This is a genomic window from Polynucleobacter campilacus (assembly GCF_002206625.1).
GTDB lineage: Bacteria > Pseudomonadota > Gammaproteobacteria > Burkholderiales > Burkholderiaceae > Polynucleobacter > Polynucleobacter campilacus.
In genome coordinates, this window is the sequence record NZ_NGUP01000004.1 from 86,122 (window position 1) to 105,899 (window position 19,778).

The window sequence follows — 19,778 nt, forward strand, 5'->3', positions numbered from 1 at the left end:
GCTACAAATTTAGTAAGGAAAATACTTACAAATATGTATAAAATCCATTTTGAGTAGGGATTAATGAGCGGCAATGTCGCGCAGTTGATCTTAGAAAATGGATAAAAGAATGGCTATTCAAATAGCCAGCAGAAGCCCGAGCCATCAAGCTAGAGCACACATGGAGACTAGATTTTGTATACGCCGCAAAGCATTCAAAACTTAGCCGCCAACAATGGCTTGGGTACATTGCCCTACTGCCCTGTTCTGCAGCCTGTAAATCAAGATCAGCAGATTTACCGCACTCAATTCACAGCAAATAAAGCGTGAAGTTGTGACTATAAACAACACCACATCTGCTGAGGATTTAAAAAATCACCACCATTTGGTGTTAGCAAGGTCTCAAGTCCTGATTGTTGAGGACAACCTCATCAATCAAACCGTCATAAAGCAATTTTTAATTCGCGCGGGTGCTCGTATTGATATTGCTAGCAATGGCCAAGATGCTTTAGCACTACTAAAGACCAAGCATTACGACGCAGTCTTAATGGATATTCAGATGCCCGTGCTCGATGGCTTGCAAGCATGCAAACAAATTCGAGAGCAAGAACATCTGAAGTCTTTACCCATCATTGGACTCAGTGCGGGGGTATTTGCAGATGAGGTTCAGCAATGCTTTGACCATGGGATGAATGACTTTATTAGCAAACCCATCGACCCAGACAAGCTATATCAAACATTGGTGAGTTGGATTTCGCAATTGAAGGTTTCCGATACTGATTTGCATACTTCCTATCCAAGCATGGCGCCCGATCAAGATCTTGCCGACAGCCCCCTAGGAGAACTGTCTGGATTTAACTTCAAAAAACTAGCCCTCTTCATGGCTGATATCTCTTTGACCCATAAACTTCTAAATCTCTTTGCATTAGATTGTCGCGATTGCAGTGTGGGTCTTCAAAATGAAATTGCCATGAATGATTACCAATCTGCACAAAGTCGTATTCATGGATTTAAAGGATCTGCAGCCACGATTGGTGCTGAAGCAGTTTTTGCTGCCGCTGAATTTCTGGAGGCAGATTTAAGGCTGGGTCAACTCCAAACAGAGAACTACCACCATTTTTTAGAGATGCTCACGACCACAAGGATCAAAGTAAAACAATATCTTGATCAATCGGAAGCGCGCTCAGAGCGCAGTACTGTCAAGCAAGATCTCCAAGATAAGCTACTGCAAGATCGCATCATTCTTCTCACTGAAGATAATGTGACAGCACAAGAGGCTCTCAAAGAATTTTTAGAAATCTTTGGGGCGAGCATTGACGTGGCCAGCAATGGTCAAGATGCTTTAGAGCTACTCAAGACCAAGCAATACGACGCGGTGTTGATGGATATTCACATGCCTGTATTGGATGGCTTGCAAGCATGCAAACTCATTCGACAACAAGAACATCTTCAGCATTTACCAATTATTGGGCTGAGTGCCAGAGTATGCGCTGATACCTCTCAGCAATGCCTTGATCACGGAATGAATGGCTGTATTGCTAAAACAGTTGACCCTCAAGAGCTAGTCAAGCAACTCGCTCTTTGGATGAACTAGAGACTTATTTATCTAGTCTTAATTTGCCACCGCTGCACGTGTAGTTCAACTCGCGCACAATCGCTGCACTAATAATTTGATTGCTTGGGTCAATGGCTTTGACATTAATCACCAGCTTATTGGGCATGTTGAGATAAGTGCCAACAATCACCTGGCTAGCGCCAACCTTGGTATTGCCAGTCTGACCAATCTTACGAGTCAAAGACACAATACCGGTATCACTGATGCGAATATCTTTACCAAACTCAACTTGCACAACTCTCTTGCCTGGTATGCGCGCTAGATAAGTACGCATCATCTCGCTCATCACCAAGACATTCGGCTCTGCTTTGAGTGTATTGACATTCACAAAATCGGCAACGAGCAATACGCCGTATTCATCTGGGCCATTAGGATCAAACTTAGGTAATGCCGTATTCAGTTCGGTTGCCATACCAGATACCAGCGCAGTCAAATCGGTTGCTTGCAGCTTATCTTCAAACGTGAGGCATTGCGCATCACTGCGACTGGTAGTGCCGCAAGCTGTCAGACCCAATAGCGCGCCGAGCAAAACAATGACGAGAGGGAGGAAAGTAAAGCGAGAGGCAGGACGAATAGACATATCGATTCAGAATATCAATAAAAGTCGTATTCTACTAGTGGATGCTAGTGGGATTAATTAGTGAGATTTAAGACTGTCATGGTTGGCGGTCTTGGAGGACCATCCAACAAATGCGAGATCAGACGATCAGCAGGCAACTTCACTTGGGCTGTAGACACTACCGCGCCACTGATCACCTGAATCATTCTGACGTTCAAAATCAAACCTTCAGTAGTATTCACATAAGTACCAGTGATGATGCTGCCAGTTTGTACTGGTGGCTTGAGTTGCTTAACATCTCTACTCAAAGAAAACTCACCGCTAGCTTCAATCAGAATATTTTTTCTGAAGGTGATATCTGTGACGGACCAATTTCTTAATTGCATTTCATGCATTAAGTTTTGCGCTAAGAGACGGCCCAACTGAGAAGTCTCATTCAAGGTATTGAGAGCAACAAAATCAGTCACTACCAAAGCGCGGCTTCTCATCTCTGGAGAAAGATTGCGCTCAAGCTGCTCAGCAATAAACATCGAAGCCGTATTGAGTGCCCCGGTTGATGAAGTACTTGGTACTAAAGAAATCGGCTCATAGCGAAACGGATAAGGTGAAACTGTCTTTTCTTGACCTGGCTGGGTCTGTGCATGAGCAGAAGTGAGGCAAGTGAATGCAGTCAATAAAGTGCAGGCAAAGGTGCCACGCCCCATGGCGAAGAGTGTGCTTAATAGTAGTTTCATTGCGCAACCGATCTAGAACTTACGGTCTCAGTTGGCATCATCTTATTGACCTTGGTATCGCTATCAGGCAGTCGAACGCGATAACTCACCGGAAAATCACTGGACATTCCTGGCTGAATAATCATGACTGAATAGTAAGGCTGTGAGTTGCAATTATCACAATTGACTGCATAGGGCGAGCTCGCAGAAGTGCATCCTGAACAAATCAGAAGACTCGCAATCAATAATGAAAGATAATTTAAACGCAACATATCCTTAGCCCAAAAACTTCGACACTGCTTCATTTGAATACTTCAATACCAACAAACGTTTTGACACCGCACTGCTTAATATGGCGCGCTTGTATAGATTCCTATATTCCCTTTACGGCTCAAAATTGCGATTGATGAGGATTTAGTGAAATGAATTTTCAGAAGTCACCGATTTAATGGCAAAGCATTTTTTATTTGGCAAGGTTCCGCATGCGCTGATTGCCCTGATAGTCCAAGGCTGCGCTTTTGTTCTGGCGGCTGCCTTATGTTGGCTTGCGATACAACTAGACTTTCATTTCCCAGGCTTTTTACCTAGTGCCTTTCCCAATCTGGCAGTTCTTTTAATAGCACAAGGAATCATTGCCTATTTTTTAAGCATTACCTTTCGAATGGCCCATTGGTGGCGCTATATTCACCTGCTTTTTCCCTTGGCTATTTGGGTTGCGCTGGCACTGGATATTCCGACTGGCTACTTTTTGCTCGGCTTTCTACTCACAGCAGCCCTTTTTTGGTCGGTTTTTATCACTCAAGTGCCCTTTTACCCCTCCAAGCCCGAGGTTTGGAATGCCGTTTCTGAACTTTTGCCAGGCAAAAAGCTCAGAATTTTGGAAATTGGCAGTGGCCTAGGCAATTTTGCAATTCGCATGGCCCAGTTACGACCAGAATCTTACGTTGAGGGCATTGAAATAGCCCCTTTACCCTGGATGATGAGCGTTATTCAGTCCAAATTTCTCAGATCACCCGCTCTTTTTCGCCTCGGGAACTATGAAAAGATTAATTTTGCCAACTATGATCTGATTTTTGCCTACCTTTCGCCAGCCGCTATGCCCGATTTATGGCAAAAAGCCCTTCTAGAGATGGGTGGTGAAAGCCTCTTACTGAGTCATGAATTTCCCGTGCCCAATATTCAAGAATCCCAAAAATTGATCTTTAGCTCAGATCAACGGGAGTGCTATGTCTACAAAATGAGCCAATATCGCCCCGCTTAACGGGAAGACAGGCACCATAATCTTGCTTTATTCAGGCAATTAAATGTCGTAATTACAGGTATTCTTCTGTTATTCAGGCAAAAAGGGGCTTCTTGTGTTTGTCATCATTGGTTACGTAGTCGTTATTTTCTCAGTCTTCGGCGGATTTATGATGGCCGGCGGTCACCTTGCGGCTCTACTTCAACCGATCGAGTTATTGATGATTGGTGGCGCTGCATTTGGTGCCTTTTTAGTCGGTAATGACATGAAGACCATTAAAGCAACGGTTGCAGCCCTACCGACTGTGCTGGCTCCATCTAGTTATAGCAAAGCCCTCTATTTAGATTTGCTAGCCATGATGTTTGAGTTTTTGACCAAGATTCGTAAAGACGGCATGATGGCCATCGAAAAAGATGTTGAAAATCCTGAGAACAGTGCGATCTTCACCAAGTATCCAAAGATTATGAAAGACCATCACTTGATGGACTTTCTATGCGATTACTTACGCATGATGCTCTCCGGCAATATGGAGCCATTCCAAATTGAAAATTTGATGGATATCGATATCGAGACTCACCACAATGAAGGTCATGCAGTCTGTCATGCGATTGCAAAAATGGCTGACGGTATGCCAGCGTTTGGTATTGTTGCTGCGGTGATGGGCGTGGTTCACACCATGTCATCTGTTGGTCAAGTATCCAACAATGAACTGGGCGTCATGATTGCACACGCTCTCGTGGGAACCTTCTTGGGTATTTTGCTTTGCTATGGCTTCGTGGGCCCACTCTCTACCATCCTTGAGCAAAAACTTAACGAATCCACCAAGATGCTCCAAACCGCTAAGATCATTTTGCTGGCGAGCCTAAATGGTTACGCGCCGACAATTGCCGTGGAGTTTGGACGTAAGGTATTAAATTCAACTGAGCGTCCTGAGTTTCTTGAACTCGAAGAATATATTAAGGGCGCCAAAACGCGTTAATCCATGGCTACTAAAGAAGAAAAGCCGCTCATTGTTGTTAAACGCGTTAAAAAAGTTGCTGGCGGACATCACGGAGGTGCATGGAAGATTGCGTACGCAGACTTCGTAACGGCCATGATGGCCTTCTTCCTATTGATGTGGCTACTAGCTTCAGTCTCTAAAGAAGATTTAAAAGGTATCTCTGAATACTTTAAGATGCCAATTGAAAAAATTGTCTCCACCGGCCCTAGCACTACAGGAGCAAGCGGCATTTTTGTTGGCGGCGGTAAAGATCTCACACGTAAAGATGGTGAAGTTTCTAAAGCGGATGACAACAGCGATAAATCTCCGCAAAAAATGCTGGATGAAGAAGGTCTTAAGCAACTGAAGACCAAAGTTGAATCTGTCATTCAAGATAATCCTCAACTTAAAAGCTATAAACAACAAGTATTAATTGACATTACTGACGATGGTTTGCGAATTCAGATTGTAGATAACCTCAAGAGACCGATGTTTGCCTTATCCGATGATGAGCTCCAGTCTTATGCACGCGATATTATGAAGGCCATTGGCAAGTCATTGAATGGTGTTGAAAATAAACTCACCCTATCTGGCCATACCGATGCACACCCTTTCCCTAATAAAGAAAAGTCTTATAGCAACTGGGAATTATCTGCAGACCGCGCCAATGCTGCGAGACGAGAGTTAGTGAATGGCGGCATGGATGAAACCAAACTATTGCAGGTTATCGGTCTATCTTCTGCGGTTTTATACGATAAGGTAGACCCATTAAACCCAATCAATCGCCGCATCTCGATTATTGTGATGAACAAAAAAGCCCAAGAACGGATAGAGAAAAATATGTCTATTGAGGCAGGTAATGCCGAATCAGTTCAAAAAGGCATTCAAGCAGGGGCTCCTGATGCAAAGGCAGCTGCAGTCAAGGCAACAGATACTAAGCCTGATGTTAAGCCCGCCGCTAAGCCGTAATGCTGAGCCCTAATCAGTGATACCTATCGCCTCTACTCTACTCACTATTAAAAGCATTTACCCTTTCGCCTATTTGTAATAATGTAGATCATGATGACACTAAAGACCGGTCTCCCTAAGCTCCCTTACTTGCCAGTCAAAGTTGGCTTAATCGGCATGCTCTTGACCTCGCTCTTGATGGCAGGTCTACTTTTACTCAATACCCAAAGCTGGGTACCGGAGTTCAAAATCTCTGGTAAGTCTGCAAGCTCTACTTCTACTAAAAACACAACTCCTGACTCACCAAAAGATGAGGCTCCAGCACCTGTCAATTTAAATAAGCTCAAAGAGTTAATTGCACAAAATCGCATCTTTTTAAATACTGCTTATGCAGAAAAAAAAGACGCCTGATCCTGTTTCGGATGAAGTGCGTAATTTAGCGGACCGTGTTACTCAAGATCTCGCCGATATGAATGCTATATGGCAATCTTATTTAGCAAGTCCTTTAAGCGCCGAAGAAAAAACATTAGCAACGCAATTTACCAGCGATTTTGACAAACTCGTTAACCAATCAATCAAGCCGACTGTTGATCTTTTACAAGTGAACTACTTATCGCAAGCCAGCGCTCTGCTCGCCCGCACCCAAGGCATGCAAACACAAGTAATAGCTGATGTAGATGCGCTCATCAAAGCCCAAGCGAGTACAAAACTCATTGCCTTACAAAAGAAAAGTGTGACAGAAGTTGCACCTGCAGCACCTTCAGTTCCAGTAGTTGAAACATCAAACACGCCAAGTGGTGAAGTCTCTTCAGTTAAGTCAAATGCGCCATCCTCTGTTAATGGCATGCCTACTGATAAGCTCATGATCATTACTGTTGGCATGCTGATCATGCTTGGCTTGGCACTCCTAATCTCAAGAACTCTGAAACACAGCTTAGGTGCTAGCCCTGAAGAATTAACTAAGGCTGCAGGCTATATCGCTAGTGGTCAATTGGATTACCGCATTACATTGAGCGCAGGTGACCATAGCAGTGCGATGGCAGCCATTAAAGCGATTCAGGGTGAATGGAAGCAGTTCATGCTCGATACCAGCATTTTGAATGCCGCGATGCAAGATGGAAAGTTATTGGGTCGCCGAGATGCTGATCAACATCGTGGTGCTTTTTATGAATTTGCGCAAGAGCTCAACACCACTATTGATTTGGCAATGCAAAAGGGTCAAGTCTCTGAGTCTGCCCAACGCAGTGTGCAACAAGCCCTCCAAAAAGCCTTAACACAAGCTCAAGCCATTCCCGCAGCGCTACAAAATCATGATTTGAGCAAACGTCTTGCGGTTGATAGCGAACTGGAAGAAGTCAATTTACTCAATAAAACCATGAATCAACTCCTAGATAAGATGGAAGAGCTCAGTAGCTTTGCCAAAGGCCAAGGGGTTGAGATTCAAAAATTGGCTAAAGAGTTAACGCTTTACCATACAAGCCTCATCAAGGGCGCCGAAGAGCAAGCTCAGGTCTTGCAAAGCTCTAATCTCAAGATGCAAAGCTTGGGTGATAGCACAAAACAAAACGCTGAAAACGCCAAACAGGCCCGTCTCATGGCAGTTTCCACCTCTGAGATGGCAAATACCCTCACTGCTGAAGTAGCTCAGTCAGGAATTCCTGCTGAAAAAATGGATAGCATTCATAAGGTGGTCGAGCGTATTGCTAGCTCCACACAATATGTCGCCGATATGAGCGCCAATATCACGACCGCCTCTTTAGATCAGAGCTTGAACCTCTATGAAGTGAACAGCGCGGTATCTCAGGTCGAAAAAATTGCCCAGAAAAATGTAGAAACCATGAAAGATACGATCCATAGTGGCGAGGCGCTCTTACAACACGCCAATACCCTAGCCCAAACTTTCGGTCAATTAACGGTTTCAGAGCCTAAAAATGCCCCTTTGAATACCGTTTCACCTGATATTCCAAAAAGTTCAGAAGCTGAAAATCCCCCAGCAAACCCTGCTGAAAAAGATCCTGACTGGAAGCTGTTTTAAGCCCAAATTTGGGTAAGTTTTTTACCCAAAAATCTGACTAAAACCGGTGTTTTTAGCTATCTATTGCTAATAATCCAAGTTTTAGAAGCTTGAATTAAGGGGGGTTCACCCTCCTTTTCCAGCAATTCATTTACACCCCGCTCGCTGAAAATCATTTATCAGCAAATTAATCCTTTTTAAGGTGTAGCGGTGGCAGAAGAAAGCGATTTAGAAAAATCAGAACAGGCCTCGTCGACGCGACTAGAAAAAGCGTACGAAGAGGGTGACGTTCCTCGCTCAAGGGAATTGGCAACTTGCGTCTTGCTGTTTACTGCCGGCCTATCTGTTTGGGGCTTAGGGTCGCACCTAAACGCCTCCCTTAAAGATCTCTTAAGTAGTGGTCTGACCTTTGATAGCAGACTAGCGTTTAATACTGAAGCAGGTCTTGGGCGCCTATCCGATCAAATCATCGACTTATTAATCGCCTTTGCTCCATTAGGCTTTGCTTTAACCATTGCCGCTTTAGCAGCGCCAGTATTGGTAGGCGGCTGGAACTTCAGTACCAACTTATTGGTTCCTAACTTTGAAAGACTGGATCCCATCAAAGGTATGGGCAATCTCTTTTCTAAAAATTCTTTAGTAGAACTCTTTAAATCCATCGCCAAGGCAACGCTCATTGGCATAGTGGCCTATTACGTTATTGCTGCTGATTTTGCTGAGCTGATCACCCTCTCACTCATTCCAGTAGAAGTGGGTTTAGCAAAGACCGGTTTATTTCTTGTGCAGTCATTTATTTTTATTGTGGGTGCTTTGGTAGCCATTGCTTTGGTCGACGTGCCATATCAGCTATATAGCTACGCTGAGAAACACAAGATGAGCCGTCAAGAATTAAAACAAGAATCTAAAGAAGGTAACGGCAACCCCGAAATCAAAGTCAAGATTCGTCAACAACAAAGAGAGATGTCACGCCGCCGCATGATGTCCAATGTGCAAAAAGCAGATGTGATTATCACCAACCCTACGCACTACTCGGTTGCCATTCAATATAAAGAAGGTGATATGCGAGCACCAATGCTGTTAGCAAAGGGTACGGATACCTTAGCGCTTCGGATTCGGGAGATTGCCAAAGAACATGAAATTTTGATCCTGGAATCACCTAAGCTTGCGCGTGCGATTTACGCTAATACGGAGCTTGATGCTGAAATTCCAGAATCCTTATACCTCGCGGTTGCTGAGATTTTGGCCTTTGTATTCCAGGTCAAGAACTTCAATGGTCGCAGCGGTGCTTACCCAACTCAACCGCACAACATTGTTGTGCCCGATGAATTAGATCCTTTATCTAGCAGTAAGCAACTTGAGCTTGCATCATGAACTTCACACAATTTTTAGACTCTCTTAAAAGCCTCAACAGCAAGACTGTTGCGGGTCCTATCATCATTGTGCTGTTGCTAGCCATGATGATTTTGCCGATACCGGCAATTGGCTTAGATCTTTTATTCACCTTCAATATTGCCTTGTCTATTTTGGTATTGATGATTGGCCTACAAACTTCCAAGCCTTTGGATTTTTTAGCCTTTCCAACAGTACTCTTAGTCACCACCATGTTACGCTTGAGCTTGAACGTGGCTTCTACCCGCTTAGTATTAACGGAAGGTCATACCGGTCCTGCAGCGGCTGGTAAGGTAATCGAAGCTTTCGGACACTTCCTGATTGGCGGTAATTACGCTGTCGGTATCGTGGTCTTCATTATTTTGACCATCATTAACTTTACGGTGGTTACCAAAGGTGCTGGTCGTATTGCTGAAGTGGGTGCTCGTTTTACTTTAGATGCAATGCCAGGTAAGCAAATGGCGATTGATGCTGATCTCAATGCAGGCCTGATTGGACAAGACGAAGCTCGTAGCCGCCGCGCTGAAATTGGTCAAGAAGCAGAGTTTTATGGTGCTATGGATGGTGCCTCTAAATATGTGCGTGGTGATGCGATTGCGGGCATCCTCGTCATCGTCATTAATATTTTGGGCGGCCTGATTGTCGGCATGCTCCAGCATGATTTGAGCTTTAGTGATGCGGTAAAAAATTACACTCTGCTAGCCATTGGTGATGGCTTAGTCGCGCAAATTCCATCACTCATTATTTCTGTTGCTGCTGGTATCGTGGTATCGCGCGTAGCCAATAATCAAGATATTGGTACACAGTTGACCAAGCAACTCTTTACTAATCCCAAGGTTCTCAATATCACCGCCATCATTATTGGCGGCATGGGTCTCATTCCTGGCATGCCCAATTTGGCATTCCTATTGCTTGCAGCCACCCTTGGCGGTATTGCTTACTCATTGAAGAGTCAAACCAAAAAACTGCTGGAGTCAGAGACAAAAGCCAGCGAAGAAGTGGCGCAAGAGTCTATCGATGCGACTTGGGATGATGTCATGCCAGTTGATGCTTTGGGTCTTGAAGTCGGCTTTCGCTTAGTGCCGCTAGTCGATGCACGCCATGGTGGCGATTTAATTAAGCGGATCAAGGCCTTGCGTAAAAAGTTTGCTCAAGATGTGGGTTTCTTAACCCCGCCTGTGCATATTTGTGACAACCTAGATCTCAAGCCTTCCGCCTATGTAATCAAACTCAAGGGCGTTGAAATTGCTAAAGGCGAATCTCACTACGGCCAGTTCTTAGCGATCAACCCTGGCAATGTCACCGGTGAATTACCTGGTCCCGTCACTTCAGACCCTGCTTTCGACTTACCAGCTACTTGGATTGATCACTCACTACGCGAAGAAGCACAAAGTAAAGGCTATACCGTTGTAGACGCCAGCACCGTAATTGCTACTCACCTAAATCATGTGGTGGGCATGCATGCTTCAGAGCTATTAGGTCATCAAGAGGTTCAACAATTAGTAACCTTACTCGGCAAAGAGTCACCAAAATTGGTTGAAGACCTGATTCCAAAATTACTCACCATCTCAGTAGTGCAAAAAGTACTGCAAAACCTCTTGGCTGAAGGTGTCACGATCCGCGATATGCGCACCATTATGGAAACGCTGATTGAATATGCACCTCATACTCAAGATCCCGCTGATCTGACTGCCAAAGTCAGAGTGAAATTGGGTCGTGCGATTACGCAGCAACTCTTCCCTAATAGCAATGAGATGTCAGTAATTTCATTAGAGAACAATCTTGAGCGTTTATTGATGCAAGCAGTCACGGGTTCTGGTGACAATAGCTCGATTGAGCCCGGCATTGCCAAAACCCTCGCCAATGAAGCCAATGAAGCGGCTAAAGAGCAAGAGAGAAATGGACATTCTCCGGTATTGCTCGTTGCTTCACCCTTACGCGCTACCTTAGCCAAATTTTTGAAGAGAGTCACTCCTAACTTACGTGTGCTGTCTCATGAAGAATTACCAGATTCTAAAACTATCCGCGTTGCCAACTTAATTGGAGGTTCAGTATGACCATGAAAAAATTTCTAGCCAAAACGACTCGTCAGGCTTTGATGCAAGTCAAAGAAGAGCTTGGTGAAGATGCTACCATTATTTCTAATCGTTCAATTAACGGCTGGACCGAAATTTTGGCACGCAGTGAATCGATCACCCTTCCAGGCTCCAAGCTACTCGACAGCGTCAGCAGTGCTAAGGAAAAGGCAGAAAAAGCCTTGCAAGCTAAAAAGGTACAAGAAACCGTTGATTTACTTAATGGTAGATCTAGCTCTAAGGTGACCTCCACTCCTGTGGAGTTGACACCTTCTCATGTAGAGGTCATGGCACCTAAAGAACAGCCAGTAGAGATCATCAACCATCCACAGATTCAAGGGATGCTCAAAGAGATGCGCGAGATGCGCAACCAGTTTCAGGCACAGTTAGAAACCCTCTCTAATAGCACCCTCGAGTTCAGCCCAAATAAGCGTGATTTGATGAGCCAGTTTTTATCTGCTGGCTTTAATTTAGATTTAGCTAAACGCGTCATTAGCAAATTACCGTCCGATTTTTCAGCTAAAGAAGCTAAACCTTGGGCAATGAACTTACTCGCCAAGAATATGCAAGTTCTAGAAAATGAAGCGGAGATCATGAATCAACATGGTATCTATGCTTTGCTTGGGCCTACTGGCGTTGGTAAGACCACGACGATCGCCAAAATTGCTTCACGCTTTGTCCTCAAACATGGCAACCAAGACATTGCCTTAGTGAGCACCGACACCTACCGTATTGGTGGCCATGAGCAATTACGCATTTATGGCAAGATTTTGGGTGTGGAAGTGTTTGCTGCTAAAGATGCTCAAGAATTACAACAAACTTTAGAGAAGTTGCAAGATAAAAAACTCGTTCTGATCGATATGGCCGGTTTGAGCCAAAAGGATAAGATGGTCAGCAGTCAGCTCGATATGCTCTGCGAGGCATCACGCGATATCAAAAAAATCATTTGCTTAAATGCTAGCGGTACCTTAGATACCCTCAATAATGTCAGCAAGGCTTTTGCTGGCAGAGGTTTAGATGGCTGCATCATCACTAAGGCAGATGAGGCCATTGGCTTGGGAAGCGTGATCAATGTCATCTTGCAAAACAAGCTCAAAGTACTCTATCTCACTAATGGTCAGCGCGTTCCAGAAGACATTGCTCTGGTAGATAAAATCGCTTTGATTGAAGAAGCCTTCAAACAAGAAGACTCTAGCGATCACCTCTCGATTGTCAGACCAGAAGACTTGCCCGCTTTTTTCAGCAAATCTAGCGTAATGCCATCAGGGCAAGCACAATATGCTTAATCCACGCGATCAAGCAGAGGGCCTCAGACGAATTTTGATGCCTACCAAGGCTTGTGCTATCAAAAGCTTGGGTGCGAGGCTAGCCCAAGGTAAAGGCTACCTGTTGCCCGATTTGGTCAAGGAAATCGATAGGAGCAATATCCACTTTATCGATATGAGTCTGGATCACACCCAAGAGCTTCCCCTAGCCCTCTTGAACCAGCATCAAATCGTACTCAAGTTGGCGCAAAGCTCAGAGTCTATTAAGCGTGCCTTTGGGATCATCAAATTATTGGCGAAAAGCCCTGAAAACCGGGTCTTTGGGATCATCGTGAGCGCCCAAAATCCTGAGACTGCGAAGACCGTCTTTCGCAACCTCAAGCATGCCAGCCGGGCTTTTTCACAGATTCAACTGGAGATCATGGGTTTTAGTACACTTAGCAACAGTTGGGTAAGCCCAGTCGTCATGGACTCACCCCTTGTTGTGACACGCATGATTACTAGAGACCCTATTTTTACTACCCAATTTGGTATAGCCCCTACTCAATAAGATTATGTACAAGGCCGACGGAAAAACAGACCAGAAAGAAACTCTGGTTCATCAATACGCCGACCTGGTTAAGAAGATGGCTTATCAGATCAAGGCCAAGTTGCCGGCCAGCGTGGAAGCAGATGATTTGATCCAAGCGGGCATGATGGGCCTCCTAGATGCTGCCGGCAAATACCAAGATAACCAAGGTGCCCAGTTCAAGACCTATGCGACCCAGCGCATTCATGGGGCGATCATGGACGAACTTCGTAATGCAGACTGGTTACCTCGCAATGTTCGCAAGCAAATGCGCGATGTTGAAAAAGCGATTGCTAGCTTGCAACAAAGTCTTGGCAGAGCTCCCTCAGAAAGCGAAGTTGCCAAAAAGCTCAAGCTTGATATTGCCGATTACTTTCAGATGTTGACTGACTGTAGCGGTCATCAACTCATTTATTTTGAAGATGTCCATAAGGGCGAAGAAGAAGATCACTTCTTAGATCGCTTTATTCAGAATAATAAAAGTGATGTCATTAATGGCTTACTATCTAAAGACTTTAAAGAAGCCCTCAAGCAGTCGATTGACGCCTTGCCAGAACGAGAAAAAATGTTGATGGGTTTGTATTACGAACAAGAACTCAACTTAAAAGAAATTGGCGCCGTCATGAGCGTCACTGAATCCCGTGTTTCCCAAATGCATAGCCAAGCAGTCGCTCGGATACGCGCAACCTTAAAAGAGAAATTATGGACTGGGCCAGCCTAGGCGGTATTGCACTTGCACTCATTGGTATTTTGATTGGTCAATCGATTGATGGCGGCAGAATTGGATCACTACTCCAGCCTTCAGCCTTTTTTATTGTGACCTTTGGCACTTTTGGTGCGGTCTTACTGCAAAGTCGCCCCGTTAATTTTCGTAGTGGTATTGCCAAACTCAAATATGTCTTTGTAGAGCCCATTGATCAGCGCACTGCTTTGGCAATGGAAATTTCTCACTGGAGCATGGTAGTCAGAAAAGAAGGTGTCTTAAAGTTAGAAAACTTCATGGTCGAGACGCCTGATCCTTTTGTGAAAAAGATTCTCCGTTTAGCCATTGATGGCGCGCCACCGCAAACCATTAAAGAAATTGGCGCCAATGATATTTATCAATATGAACTACATGAGCGTAATGCGATCAAGATTTGGGATTCTGCGGGTGGTTATGCTCCCACAATTGGTATTTTGGCAGCAGTGATGGGCTTGATCCATGTGATGGAAAACCTATCTGATCCGACATTGCTGGGTAGCGGCATTGCAATCGCCTTCGTATCAACGATTTACGGTGTGGGCTTAGCTAACCTGGTGTTCATTCCGATTGCCAATAAACTCAAAACCCTATTGCAACTTGAGGTCTCAAAATACGAGATGTTAGTTGAGTCTTTAGCATCGATTGCTTATGGCGAACATACCAAGGTGATAGAGGACCGTTTGTCTGGATACCTCCTTTAAAAACCCCCCCTTAAAGCGACGTAAACGCCCAGAAGATCATGAACATCATGATCGCTGGTTGGTATCCTACGCCGATTTCATCACCCTCCTCTTTGCCTTTTTTGTAGTGATGTACGCTAGCTCAAGCATTAATGAGAAAAAGTATGATGCCTTGTCCAATTCCCTGATATCGGCTTTTGCGCCAGTACAAACGACTGAGGGTGATAGCAAAATCAATACCAAAATGAAGCCTAGCGGAGAGATCGCAGGGACTCAAACTGAATCAAGCCCTATCTTGATTGACCCCCTTGGCCTCATTAGACTCAAACGTGACATGGCTTTTATCAAGCGGGAGAAGATGAATCGGGTTGAAAAAGACCTGACTACGGCTTTAAAACCGCTGATTGAAGATGACAAGATTGGCGTCATGCAAACCTCTAAAGGCGTGCGCATTGACATCATTGATAGCTACTTATTTAGCCCTGGATCAGCTAGTGTCACTAGCCCTGCAGCGCTCAATACGCTTGCCCAAATTGCCCCTATTCTAGCCAAAAGTGATCAAGCGATTGATATTGAAGGTCACACTGATAACCAACCCATCAATACCAAAGCCTTCAACTCTAACTGGGAGCTCTCCGCCATCAGGGCGACTACTGTTCTGAATATCTTGAATCAAAAAGGCATTAGTGAGGCACGCTTGAGTGCAACCGGTTTTGGCTCATCCAGACCAATAGAGTCCAATGACACTGCGGCGGGTAAAGCAAAAAATAGAAGGGTCTCTATTTTGTTATTAAGTGATTCTGGTCAACAACCAGGCTCTGATATTACGCCTGCTAAATTAGCGCAACCATCGACACTGCCTCAGTCCATGGGAACCAAGAATCAATAAAATAGTGATGCAATAATCATCTGTAACTGCAGAAACACACTGACGCTATAATCTCAACCTATGTCATTCCTCGATCTACTCGGCCCCCTCCTCTTTGTCATTTTGATCATCATGGTGATCGGTATTGCTGCTTTTGTGGTCAAGCTGAGTGATGCGATTGATAAGCAAGAAAAAGTAATCAAAACTATATTTAGAATTATTGAGGAAAATCAGGCTGAAGCCCGTAACGCAATTGATGCCTTTGAATCGACGCGCGAAAAAGTGGTCAGTGTCAGCACCCGCGTAGAAAGTGTCGAGTTTGAACTAAAGGGTATGAGGGATAAAATGAAAGAAATGGCGATCAAAAAATAAAACTGAGCTATAAGTTCTTCGCCTTTCTAATTGATCGGCGACTAGCTTAATCAAGAGAAAATTGCTCACTTCAAAAATTGATCTCCGCCAGTCATCATGTATTTACTCGCTGATAGTAAAGCGCTTGATTGTTGTTTTACAGCGCCCCTCAATCAATGAAGTAATTTGACCAAGAATTGGGTGATCCAAGTCATTGGCTTTGAATTGAGTGTGAAGACTCTGCGCAAGTCCTGGCAATACATCAGCGATCTCAAGTACTCTCCTCTTTAATTGAGGTGCACCTAACTGGGCAGATTCGGCCATCTGTACCCAATGGCGTGCATGCAATTCATCGAAGCGGTATTTGCTGCCAATCTTCATGGCCATACTATCGGTAAGACCTGGATAGACCGCTGTTGATAACACGTCATAGAGTGGCGCTAATTGAATTCCATTTCGACCATATAGTAATGAAAAGTTCTTTGCGTGGGCATCGTTGTTACCAACCAAGCAATTAAAGATGATGTAGTCCAGTAGCCTCAAAAGATTAGGGGCACTCGGTGTGGTGACCTTACGTACCAATGCAAATCCATCGACAATAGATGGCCCACCCTCATTTTGGTATTTAAACTCTGGACCCACACTCAATGCCTGACAAAAATCTTCTTGGTGCAATCTTGTTAATAGTCCATTGCTGTCACAAAAACGGTCATATCGTTCTACCAACAAATACGTTTTACCTTTTGTGCAGCCAATCTGAGCGGTAGCTGCACTTAGCTTTAGCTCCTTAGCCAAGGCAAGGCAAAAGGCTTCGTTATAAACACTTCCATCCACATCCGATATCTCTGGCTTAAGTATGTACGAGCTGGGAATATTATTTTTTGGTAGGCCAATTTCAAAATAATTACCTCGAGCAACCTCACTCTGCACCTCTCTAACAACTACCGGTAACTTCTCTTGGGCTCCTGCAAGAGAAAGTCTTAATCCGGACTCTCCAGCAAGCAATGGTCGCTTCGGCAGCTTCTCTAGGACTCCAAGTAATTGATCTTCCTTAAGCCACTCTATCGATTCACTTGCATGCGCTTCTAGAGGAGGTATTTGACCAGGCTCCAATAAAATCAATGCACCTGCACACTCACCCCCAATACCATCCAATAATGCAAAATCATTTTTACTGGATACTTTTAAGATGCTGGCTACTGCAGCACGCTTCTCACCCTCTGGCAATAAGCCAGCAAAAAAAGGTTTTGTAATCTTGTCGCCAAATGATTCGGGAATTAAAGGCAAAGAGTGCGAAAGAGGCTTAGCATTTTTTGATTCTAGCCATTGAGGTAAATATCGAAAAGACAGATAACCCTCGTCTTGAGTTAGCACACCAACGCACTCACCAAAAAACCAGACGTTTAGTTCTCGAACCATTTAGCGCGCACCCTCTTGCTTGTTTACAATAAATGGGTCCATGCCCTCTACGCTTAATACACCACCCAAGGCTTGCAACACCCTGAGAATATTTTCCAATCTAAGCGTGGGTTTACCCGCCTCCAGTTCAACGATGAACCTTACCCCCACGTTAGCGGCGAGCGCCAATTGTGGTTGAGTCAATTTCAAACGCCTACGAGTTTCACGGATCAGACTACCTAAATCTGTTGAATTTTGAATGGATGTGCTCATAAATATTTCCTGTTCGGGAAATTTTAATCAAATATGCCTATTTTTTCAACATAATTTCCTGATCGGGAAATTTATAGATTATTTGCTCAAATTATAGGCATATATTCCCGATCGGGAAATATTACTGTATATCACCACTAACTAATAGTGAATAACCCACCAATTTAATAATGGCTATCAAGATGCAGTTCGTTGAGAGTCTAGCCCTCAATCTTGCGTCTCATGAAGAGGTCATTTCCAGTCTCATCCTGAATAACTGCAATGAGCCTGTTCACATCACCAAAATTTGATAGGCAATAAGTAGCCGTCAATCTCTCTGCTGAGAGCTTGTTTTGATGAATCCGTAGTGATTTTTTCTTTGACCAAATGAATAAACATATCAATCACGAGTGCTCTCACCTCATCTGGGTGCCAAACATTCATACGATCTGTGAATGAGGACAAAAAATTCTTGCCATTTAGACCGCGTAATCCAGGGTGTAAATTTTCTGAGACTTCAATAGTCGTTGCCAGAGATTGCATGGCATTACGGTTACCAGAAAACTGGGTGTTAAAGGTTCTGCATAATCTTTCAATGAGCTCGGATTCGGTTAAAGCAGCCATACAGGGTCCAGTTTTAATAGTTTTAGATGCATTACATCTCAGTAGTCATGGCATTATGACATCTTCTAAAATGAAGCGGTATCTCAGGACTTTATAGCCCAAATCCCATGAAAACCAGTGCCTCCAAAATCAGGGTAGCCGACAAACGAGCTGCCCGCCTCTTATGCCATGCTTTTAATGATGCGATGCGCAGTGGGGCTGAATACAAGGCTGCTTTGGTAAAGATGATGGATGGTCAAAAATCGCTGATTCCGGAGCTCAGGTCGCTGGACTCCAAAAGCGTCTTGGCAGCCTCGAATCTGCAAGTCAATGTCATGTTTCCGAATGAGTTTCGTAAAAATGCCATCCAAATGATTACTTTTCTTTTGTATAAGCATATCAACCCCAATCTCGGTGGCGCAGACCGTTTTATATTGGAGGCGTTTATTGATGAGCAGTTGCTGCCACTCAAAGAGTGGCAGCAATAAAGTCACTAAAGCGACTTATTCAGAAGCATTCCCTAAGAGGGATTGCCTACCCGCTTGATCACGCTAGCCAACTTCTTAGCGTAATCAGGATCAGTTGCATACCCTGCTTTGGCCATTGCATCGGCATAACTGTTGATGTTACTCAGATTGTTTAAGACATTCTGGTAACGCGGGTTACTCGAAATCAGGTTCGCGAAATCTTTAAATGAGTCTGCATAAGAGTCGTAGGCTCTAAATTTTTCAACTCTGGTCTGCTTCTCACCATTGATAAATTCAGTCGTGACTGCAGAAACAGTCTTACCCGTCCAATTCCCGCTGGCCTTAATACCAAATAGATTATTACTGGGGGTACCATCAGCGCCTTTGATTTCTTTTTTACCCCAACCCGTTTCTAGTGCAGCTTGACCCAACATAAACTGTGCTGGTAGTCCGGTAGCATTACTGGCTTGCTGCGCATAACTAGACATTTTGTTCGTAAATGAGCTAACGGTTTCTTTAACAGCATTGCCCACTGAAGAAGCCATTGCGTCACCTGCATCTTCGAGCGAACTAAAGAGTTTGGAGACCTTATCCATAAATGAGGGAGTAGGCTTAGTGCTGCCATACATGGATGCTACCGAGGTATAGGCAGATACCTTAGAACTGATATTGGGATCAAATCGATTTAGACCTAGTGCTTTTGAGCTAATGGGTTCATCCCCTGGCTTGATCGCATCGGTTTGTATACCTGCGGCTTTACTGAGCTGTTTAACCAAGACGTCGGCTAAGCCAATGCCTTTGCCTGACGAGAGTTTTTGGCTCAACTGTTGGTCGAACATGGAGGTGTAGAGTTTATTTTGCTCAGTATTAAAGACACCATCCTGTGGACTAGCCTCTCGCATACTTTTGAGCATCATATTGATAAAGATCGCCTCAAATTGCTTTGCGACTCCCTTTATAGCTTCAGGAGAATTTTCTTTAGCAGATTTTTTGAGACTAGATAGGCTATTAGTATCTAATGCCAGTTGATTGCTGACATCAGACGCTGAAATAGAGTTACTAGGCAATGCCAT

At 44.2% G+C, this 19,778-nt stretch carries 22 protein-coding genes; 15 read left to right on the plus strand and 7 right to left on the minus strand.

Translation table 11 applies throughout. The annotated features are described in order from the left end of the window. Window positions 1–313 precede the first annotated feature (313 nt). Window positions 314–1,573: a response regulator gene (locus tag CBI31_RS08545; protein ID WP_088525988.1), complete on the plus strand. Its 1,260-nt coding sequence runs from the start codon at window positions 314–316 to the stop codon at window positions 1,571–1,573. 4 nt (window positions 1,574–1,577) lie between these two features. Here CBI31_RS08545 and CBI31_RS08550 read toward each other — a convergent pair whose 3' ends face one another. From CBI31_RS08550 to CBI31_RS08560, 3 genes are read right to left on the minus strand one after another with little or no spacing between them, the layout of a single operon-like run. Beyond that, a complete protein-coding gene (locus tag CBI31_RS08550) occupies window positions 1,578–2,174 on the minus strand; it encodes a FlgO family outer membrane protein (protein WP_088525989.1) in 597 nt (198 codons plus the stop codon). 53 nt (window positions 2,175–2,227) lie between these two features. Further along, window positions 2,228–2,887, minus strand: a complete 660-nt coding sequence (locus CBI31_RS08555; protein ID WP_088525990.1) for a FlgO family outer membrane protein — start codon at window positions 2,885–2,887, stop codon at window positions 2,228–2,230. Continuing rightward, window positions 2,884–3,138 carry a hypothetical protein gene (locus CBI31_RS08560; RefSeq protein ID WP_088525991.1) on the minus strand — a complete coding sequence of 85 codons (255 nt, stop codon included), beginning with the start codon at window positions 3,136–3,138 and terminating at the stop codon, window positions 2,884–2,886. Before CBI31_RS08560 ends, CBI31_RS08555 begins: the two co-directional genes overlap by 4 nt. A gap of 176 nt (window positions 3,139–3,314) precedes the next feature. Here CBI31_RS08560 and CBI31_RS08565 point away from each other — a divergent pair, with 176 nt between their 5' ends. From CBI31_RS08565 to CBI31_RS08625, 13 genes are all read left to right on the plus strand, one after another. Then, window positions 3,315–4,127, plus strand: a complete 813-nt coding sequence (locus CBI31_RS08565) for a class I SAM-dependent methyltransferase (protein ID WP_088525992.1) — start codon at window positions 3,315–3,317, stop codon at window positions 4,125–4,127. A 94-nt stretch (window positions 4,128–4,221) separates the two neighbouring features. Further along, window positions 4,222–5,085: a flagellar motor stator protein MotA gene (gene motA, locus CBI31_RS08570; protein ID WP_088525993.1), complete on the plus strand. Its 864-nt coding sequence runs from the start codon at window positions 4,222–4,224 to the stop codon at window positions 5,083–5,085. Window positions 5,086–5,088: 3 nt separating this feature from the next. Further along, on the plus strand, window positions 5,089–6,054 hold the full coding sequence (gene motB, locus CBI31_RS08575) for a flagellar motor protein MotB (RefSeq protein ID WP_088525994.1): 966 nt from the start codon (window positions 5,089–5,091) through the stop codon (window positions 6,052–6,054). 90 nt (window positions 6,055–6,144) lie between these two features. Beyond that, the gene (locus CBI31_RS08580; RefSeq protein WP_088525995.1) at window positions 6,145–6,444 is read left to right on the plus strand and encodes a hypothetical protein; all 300 of its coding nucleotides are present in this window, start codon (window positions 6,145–6,147) and stop codon (window positions 6,442–6,444) included. Next, window positions 6,422–8,068 carry a Tar ligand binding domain-containing protein gene (locus tag CBI31_RS08585; protein WP_088525996.1) on the plus strand — a complete coding sequence of 549 codons (1,647 nt, stop codon included), beginning with the start codon at window positions 6,422–6,424 and terminating at the stop codon, window positions 8,066–8,068. The genes CBI31_RS08580 and CBI31_RS08585 overlap by 23 nt, the downstream gene beginning before the upstream one ends. Window positions 8,069–8,257: 189 nt before the next feature. Continuing rightward, complete coding sequence (flhB, locus tag CBI31_RS08590) at window positions 8,258–9,418, plus strand: flagellar biosynthesis protein FlhB (protein ID WP_088525997.1); 1,161 nt, start codon at window positions 8,258–8,260, stop codon at window positions 9,416–9,418. Then, on the plus strand, window positions 9,415–11,493 hold the full coding sequence (gene flhA, locus CBI31_RS08595) for a flagellar biosynthesis protein FlhA (RefSeq protein WP_088525998.1): 2,079 nt from the start codon (window positions 9,415–9,417) through the stop codon (window positions 11,491–11,493). Before flhB ends, flhA begins: the two co-directional genes overlap by 4 nt. Continuing rightward, entirely contained in the window at window positions 11,490–12,797 is a 1,308-nt protein-coding gene (flhF, locus tag CBI31_RS08600; protein WP_088525999.1) for a flagellar biosynthesis GTPase FlhF, read from the plus strand. Before flhA ends, flhF begins: the two co-directional genes overlap by 4 nt. After that, window positions 12,790–13,326 (plus strand): hypothetical protein, encoded by a 537-nt coding sequence (locus CBI31_RS08605; RefSeq protein WP_088526000.1) that lies wholly within the window; start codon window positions 12,790–12,792, stop codon window positions 13,324–13,326. The genes flhF and CBI31_RS08605 overlap by 8 nt, the downstream gene beginning before the upstream one ends. A gap of 4 nt (window positions 13,327–13,330) precedes the next feature. Continuing rightward, a complete protein-coding gene (locus CBI31_RS08610; protein WP_088526001.1) occupies window positions 13,331–14,065 on the plus strand; it encodes an RNA polymerase sigma factor FliA in 735 nt (244 codons plus the stop codon). Continuing rightward, window positions 14,047–14,787 carry a flagellar motor protein gene (locus CBI31_RS08615; RefSeq protein WP_088526002.1) on the plus strand — a complete coding sequence of 247 codons (741 nt, stop codon included), beginning with the start codon at window positions 14,047–14,049 and terminating at the stop codon, window positions 14,785–14,787. The genes CBI31_RS08610 and CBI31_RS08615 overlap by 19 nt, the downstream gene beginning before the upstream one ends. Continuing rightward, the gene (gene motD, locus CBI31_RS08620; protein WP_088526003.1) at window positions 14,771–15,655 is read left to right on the plus strand and encodes a flagellar motor protein MotD; all 885 of its coding nucleotides are present in this window, start codon (window positions 14,771–14,773) and stop codon (window positions 15,653–15,655) included. The genes CBI31_RS08615 and motD overlap by 17 nt, the downstream gene beginning before the upstream one ends. Window positions 15,656–15,766: 111 nt before the next feature. After that, window positions 15,767–16,006: a hypothetical protein gene (locus CBI31_RS08625; protein ID WP_133062492.1), complete on the plus strand. Its 240-nt coding sequence runs from the start codon at window positions 15,767–15,769 to the stop codon at window positions 16,004–16,006. Between the two features lie 102 nt (window positions 16,007–16,108). Here the strand turns inward: CBI31_RS08625 and CBI31_RS08630 are convergent, their stop codons facing one another. The 3 genes from CBI31_RS08630 to CBI31_RS08640 all read right to left on the minus strand — a co-directional run bounded on the left by CBI31_RS08630 (window position 16,109) and on the right by CBI31_RS08640 (window position 18,259). Continuing rightward, the gene (locus CBI31_RS08630) at window positions 16,109–17,404 is read right to left on the minus strand and encodes a type II toxin-antitoxin system HipA family toxin (protein WP_088526005.1); all 1,296 of its coding nucleotides are present in this window, start codon (window positions 17,402–17,404) and stop codon (window positions 16,109–16,111) included. After that, window positions 17,405–17,656, minus strand: a complete 252-nt coding sequence (locus CBI31_RS08635) for a helix-turn-helix transcriptional regulator (protein ID WP_088526006.1) — start codon at window positions 17,654–17,656, stop codon at window positions 17,405–17,407. Window positions 17,657–17,932: 276 nt separating this feature from the next. Beyond that, complete coding sequence (locus tag CBI31_RS08640; RefSeq protein ID WP_088526007.1) at window positions 17,933–18,259, minus strand: hypothetical protein; 327 nt, start codon at window positions 18,257–18,259, stop codon at window positions 17,933–17,935. Window positions 18,260–18,366: 107 nt separating this feature from the next. Between CBI31_RS08640 and CBI31_RS08645 the strand changes: the two genes are divergently transcribed. Next, window positions 18,367–18,726 carry a hypothetical protein gene (locus CBI31_RS08645; protein WP_088526008.1) on the plus strand — a complete coding sequence of 120 codons (360 nt, stop codon included), beginning with the start codon at window positions 18,367–18,369 and terminating at the stop codon, window positions 18,724–18,726. Between the two features lie 32 nt (window positions 18,727–18,758). On the opposite strand, the gene flgJ is transcribed toward CBI31_RS08645, so the two are convergent. Beyond that, a complete protein-coding gene (flgJ, locus tag CBI31_RS08650) occupies window positions 18,759–19,778 on the minus strand; it encodes a flagellar assembly peptidoglycan hydrolase FlgJ (RefSeq protein ID WP_206075480.1) in 1,020 nt (339 codons plus the stop codon).

Coding starts and splice junctions, on each gene's coding strand:
- CBI31_RS08550 (WP_088525989.1), bottom strand. CDS start 2,174: ATGTCTATTCGTCCTGCCTCTCGCTTTACTTTCCTCCCTCTCGTCATT.
- CBI31_RS08555 (WP_088525990.1), bottom strand. CDS start 2,887: ATGAAACTACTATTAAGCACACTCTTCGCCATGGGGCGTGGCACCTTT.
- CBI31_RS08560 (WP_088525991.1), bottom strand. CDS start 3,138: ATGTTGCGTTTAAATTATCTTTCATTATTGATTGCGAGTCTTCTGATT.
- CBI31_RS08565 (WP_088525992.1), top strand. CDS start 3,315: ATGGCAAAGCATTTTTTATTTGGCAAGGTTCCGCATGCGCTGATTGCC.
- motB (WP_088525994.1), top strand. CDS start 5,089: ATGGCTACTAAAGAAGAAAAGCCGCTCATTGTTGTTAAACGCGTTAAA.
- CBI31_RS08580 (WP_088525995.1), top strand. CDS start 6,145: ATGATGACACTAAAGACCGGTCTCCCTAAGCTCCCTTACTTGCCAGTC.
- CBI31_RS08585 (WP_088525996.1), top strand. CDS start 6,422: ATGCAGAAAAAAAAGACGCCTGATCCTGTTTCGGATGAAGTGCGTAAT.
- flhA (WP_088525998.1), top strand. CDS start 9,415: ATGAACTTCACACAATTTTTAGACTCTCTTAAAAGCCTCAACAGCAAG.
- flhF (WP_088525999.1), top strand. CDS start 11,490: ATGACCATGAAAAAATTTCTAGCCAAAACGACTCGTCAGGCTTTGATG.
- CBI31_RS08605 (WP_088526000.1), top strand. CDS start 12,790: ATGCTTAATCCACGCGATCAAGCAGAGGGCCTCAGACGAATTTTGATG.
- CBI31_RS08610 (WP_088526001.1), top strand. CDS start 13,331: ATGTACAAGGCCGACGGAAAAACAGACCAGAAAGAAACTCTGGTTCAT.
- CBI31_RS08615 (WP_088526002.1), top strand. CDS start 14,047: ATGGACTGGGCCAGCCTAGGCGGTATTGCACTTGCACTCATTGGTATT.
- CBI31_RS08625 (WP_133062492.1), top strand. CDS start 15,767: ATGGTGATCGGTATTGCTGCTTTTGTGGTCAAGCTGAGTGATGCGATT.
- CBI31_RS08630 (WP_088526005.1), bottom strand. CDS start 17,404: ATGGTTCGAGAACTAAACGTCTGGTTTTTTGGTGAGTGCGTTGGTGTG.
- CBI31_RS08635 (WP_088526006.1), bottom strand. CDS start 17,656: ATGAGCACATCCATTCAAAATTCAACAGATTTAGGTAGTCTGATCCGT.
- CBI31_RS08640 (WP_088526007.1), bottom strand. CDS start 18,259: ATGGCTGCTTTAACCGAATCCGAGCTCATTGAAAGATTATGCAGAACC.
- CBI31_RS08645 (WP_088526008.1), top strand. CDS start 18,367: ATGAAAACCAGTGCCTCCAAAATCAGGGTAGCCGACAAACGAGCTGCC.
- flgJ (WP_206075480.1), bottom strand. CDS start 19,778: ATGGCATTGCCTAGTAACTCTATTTCAGCGTCTGATGTCAGCAATCAA.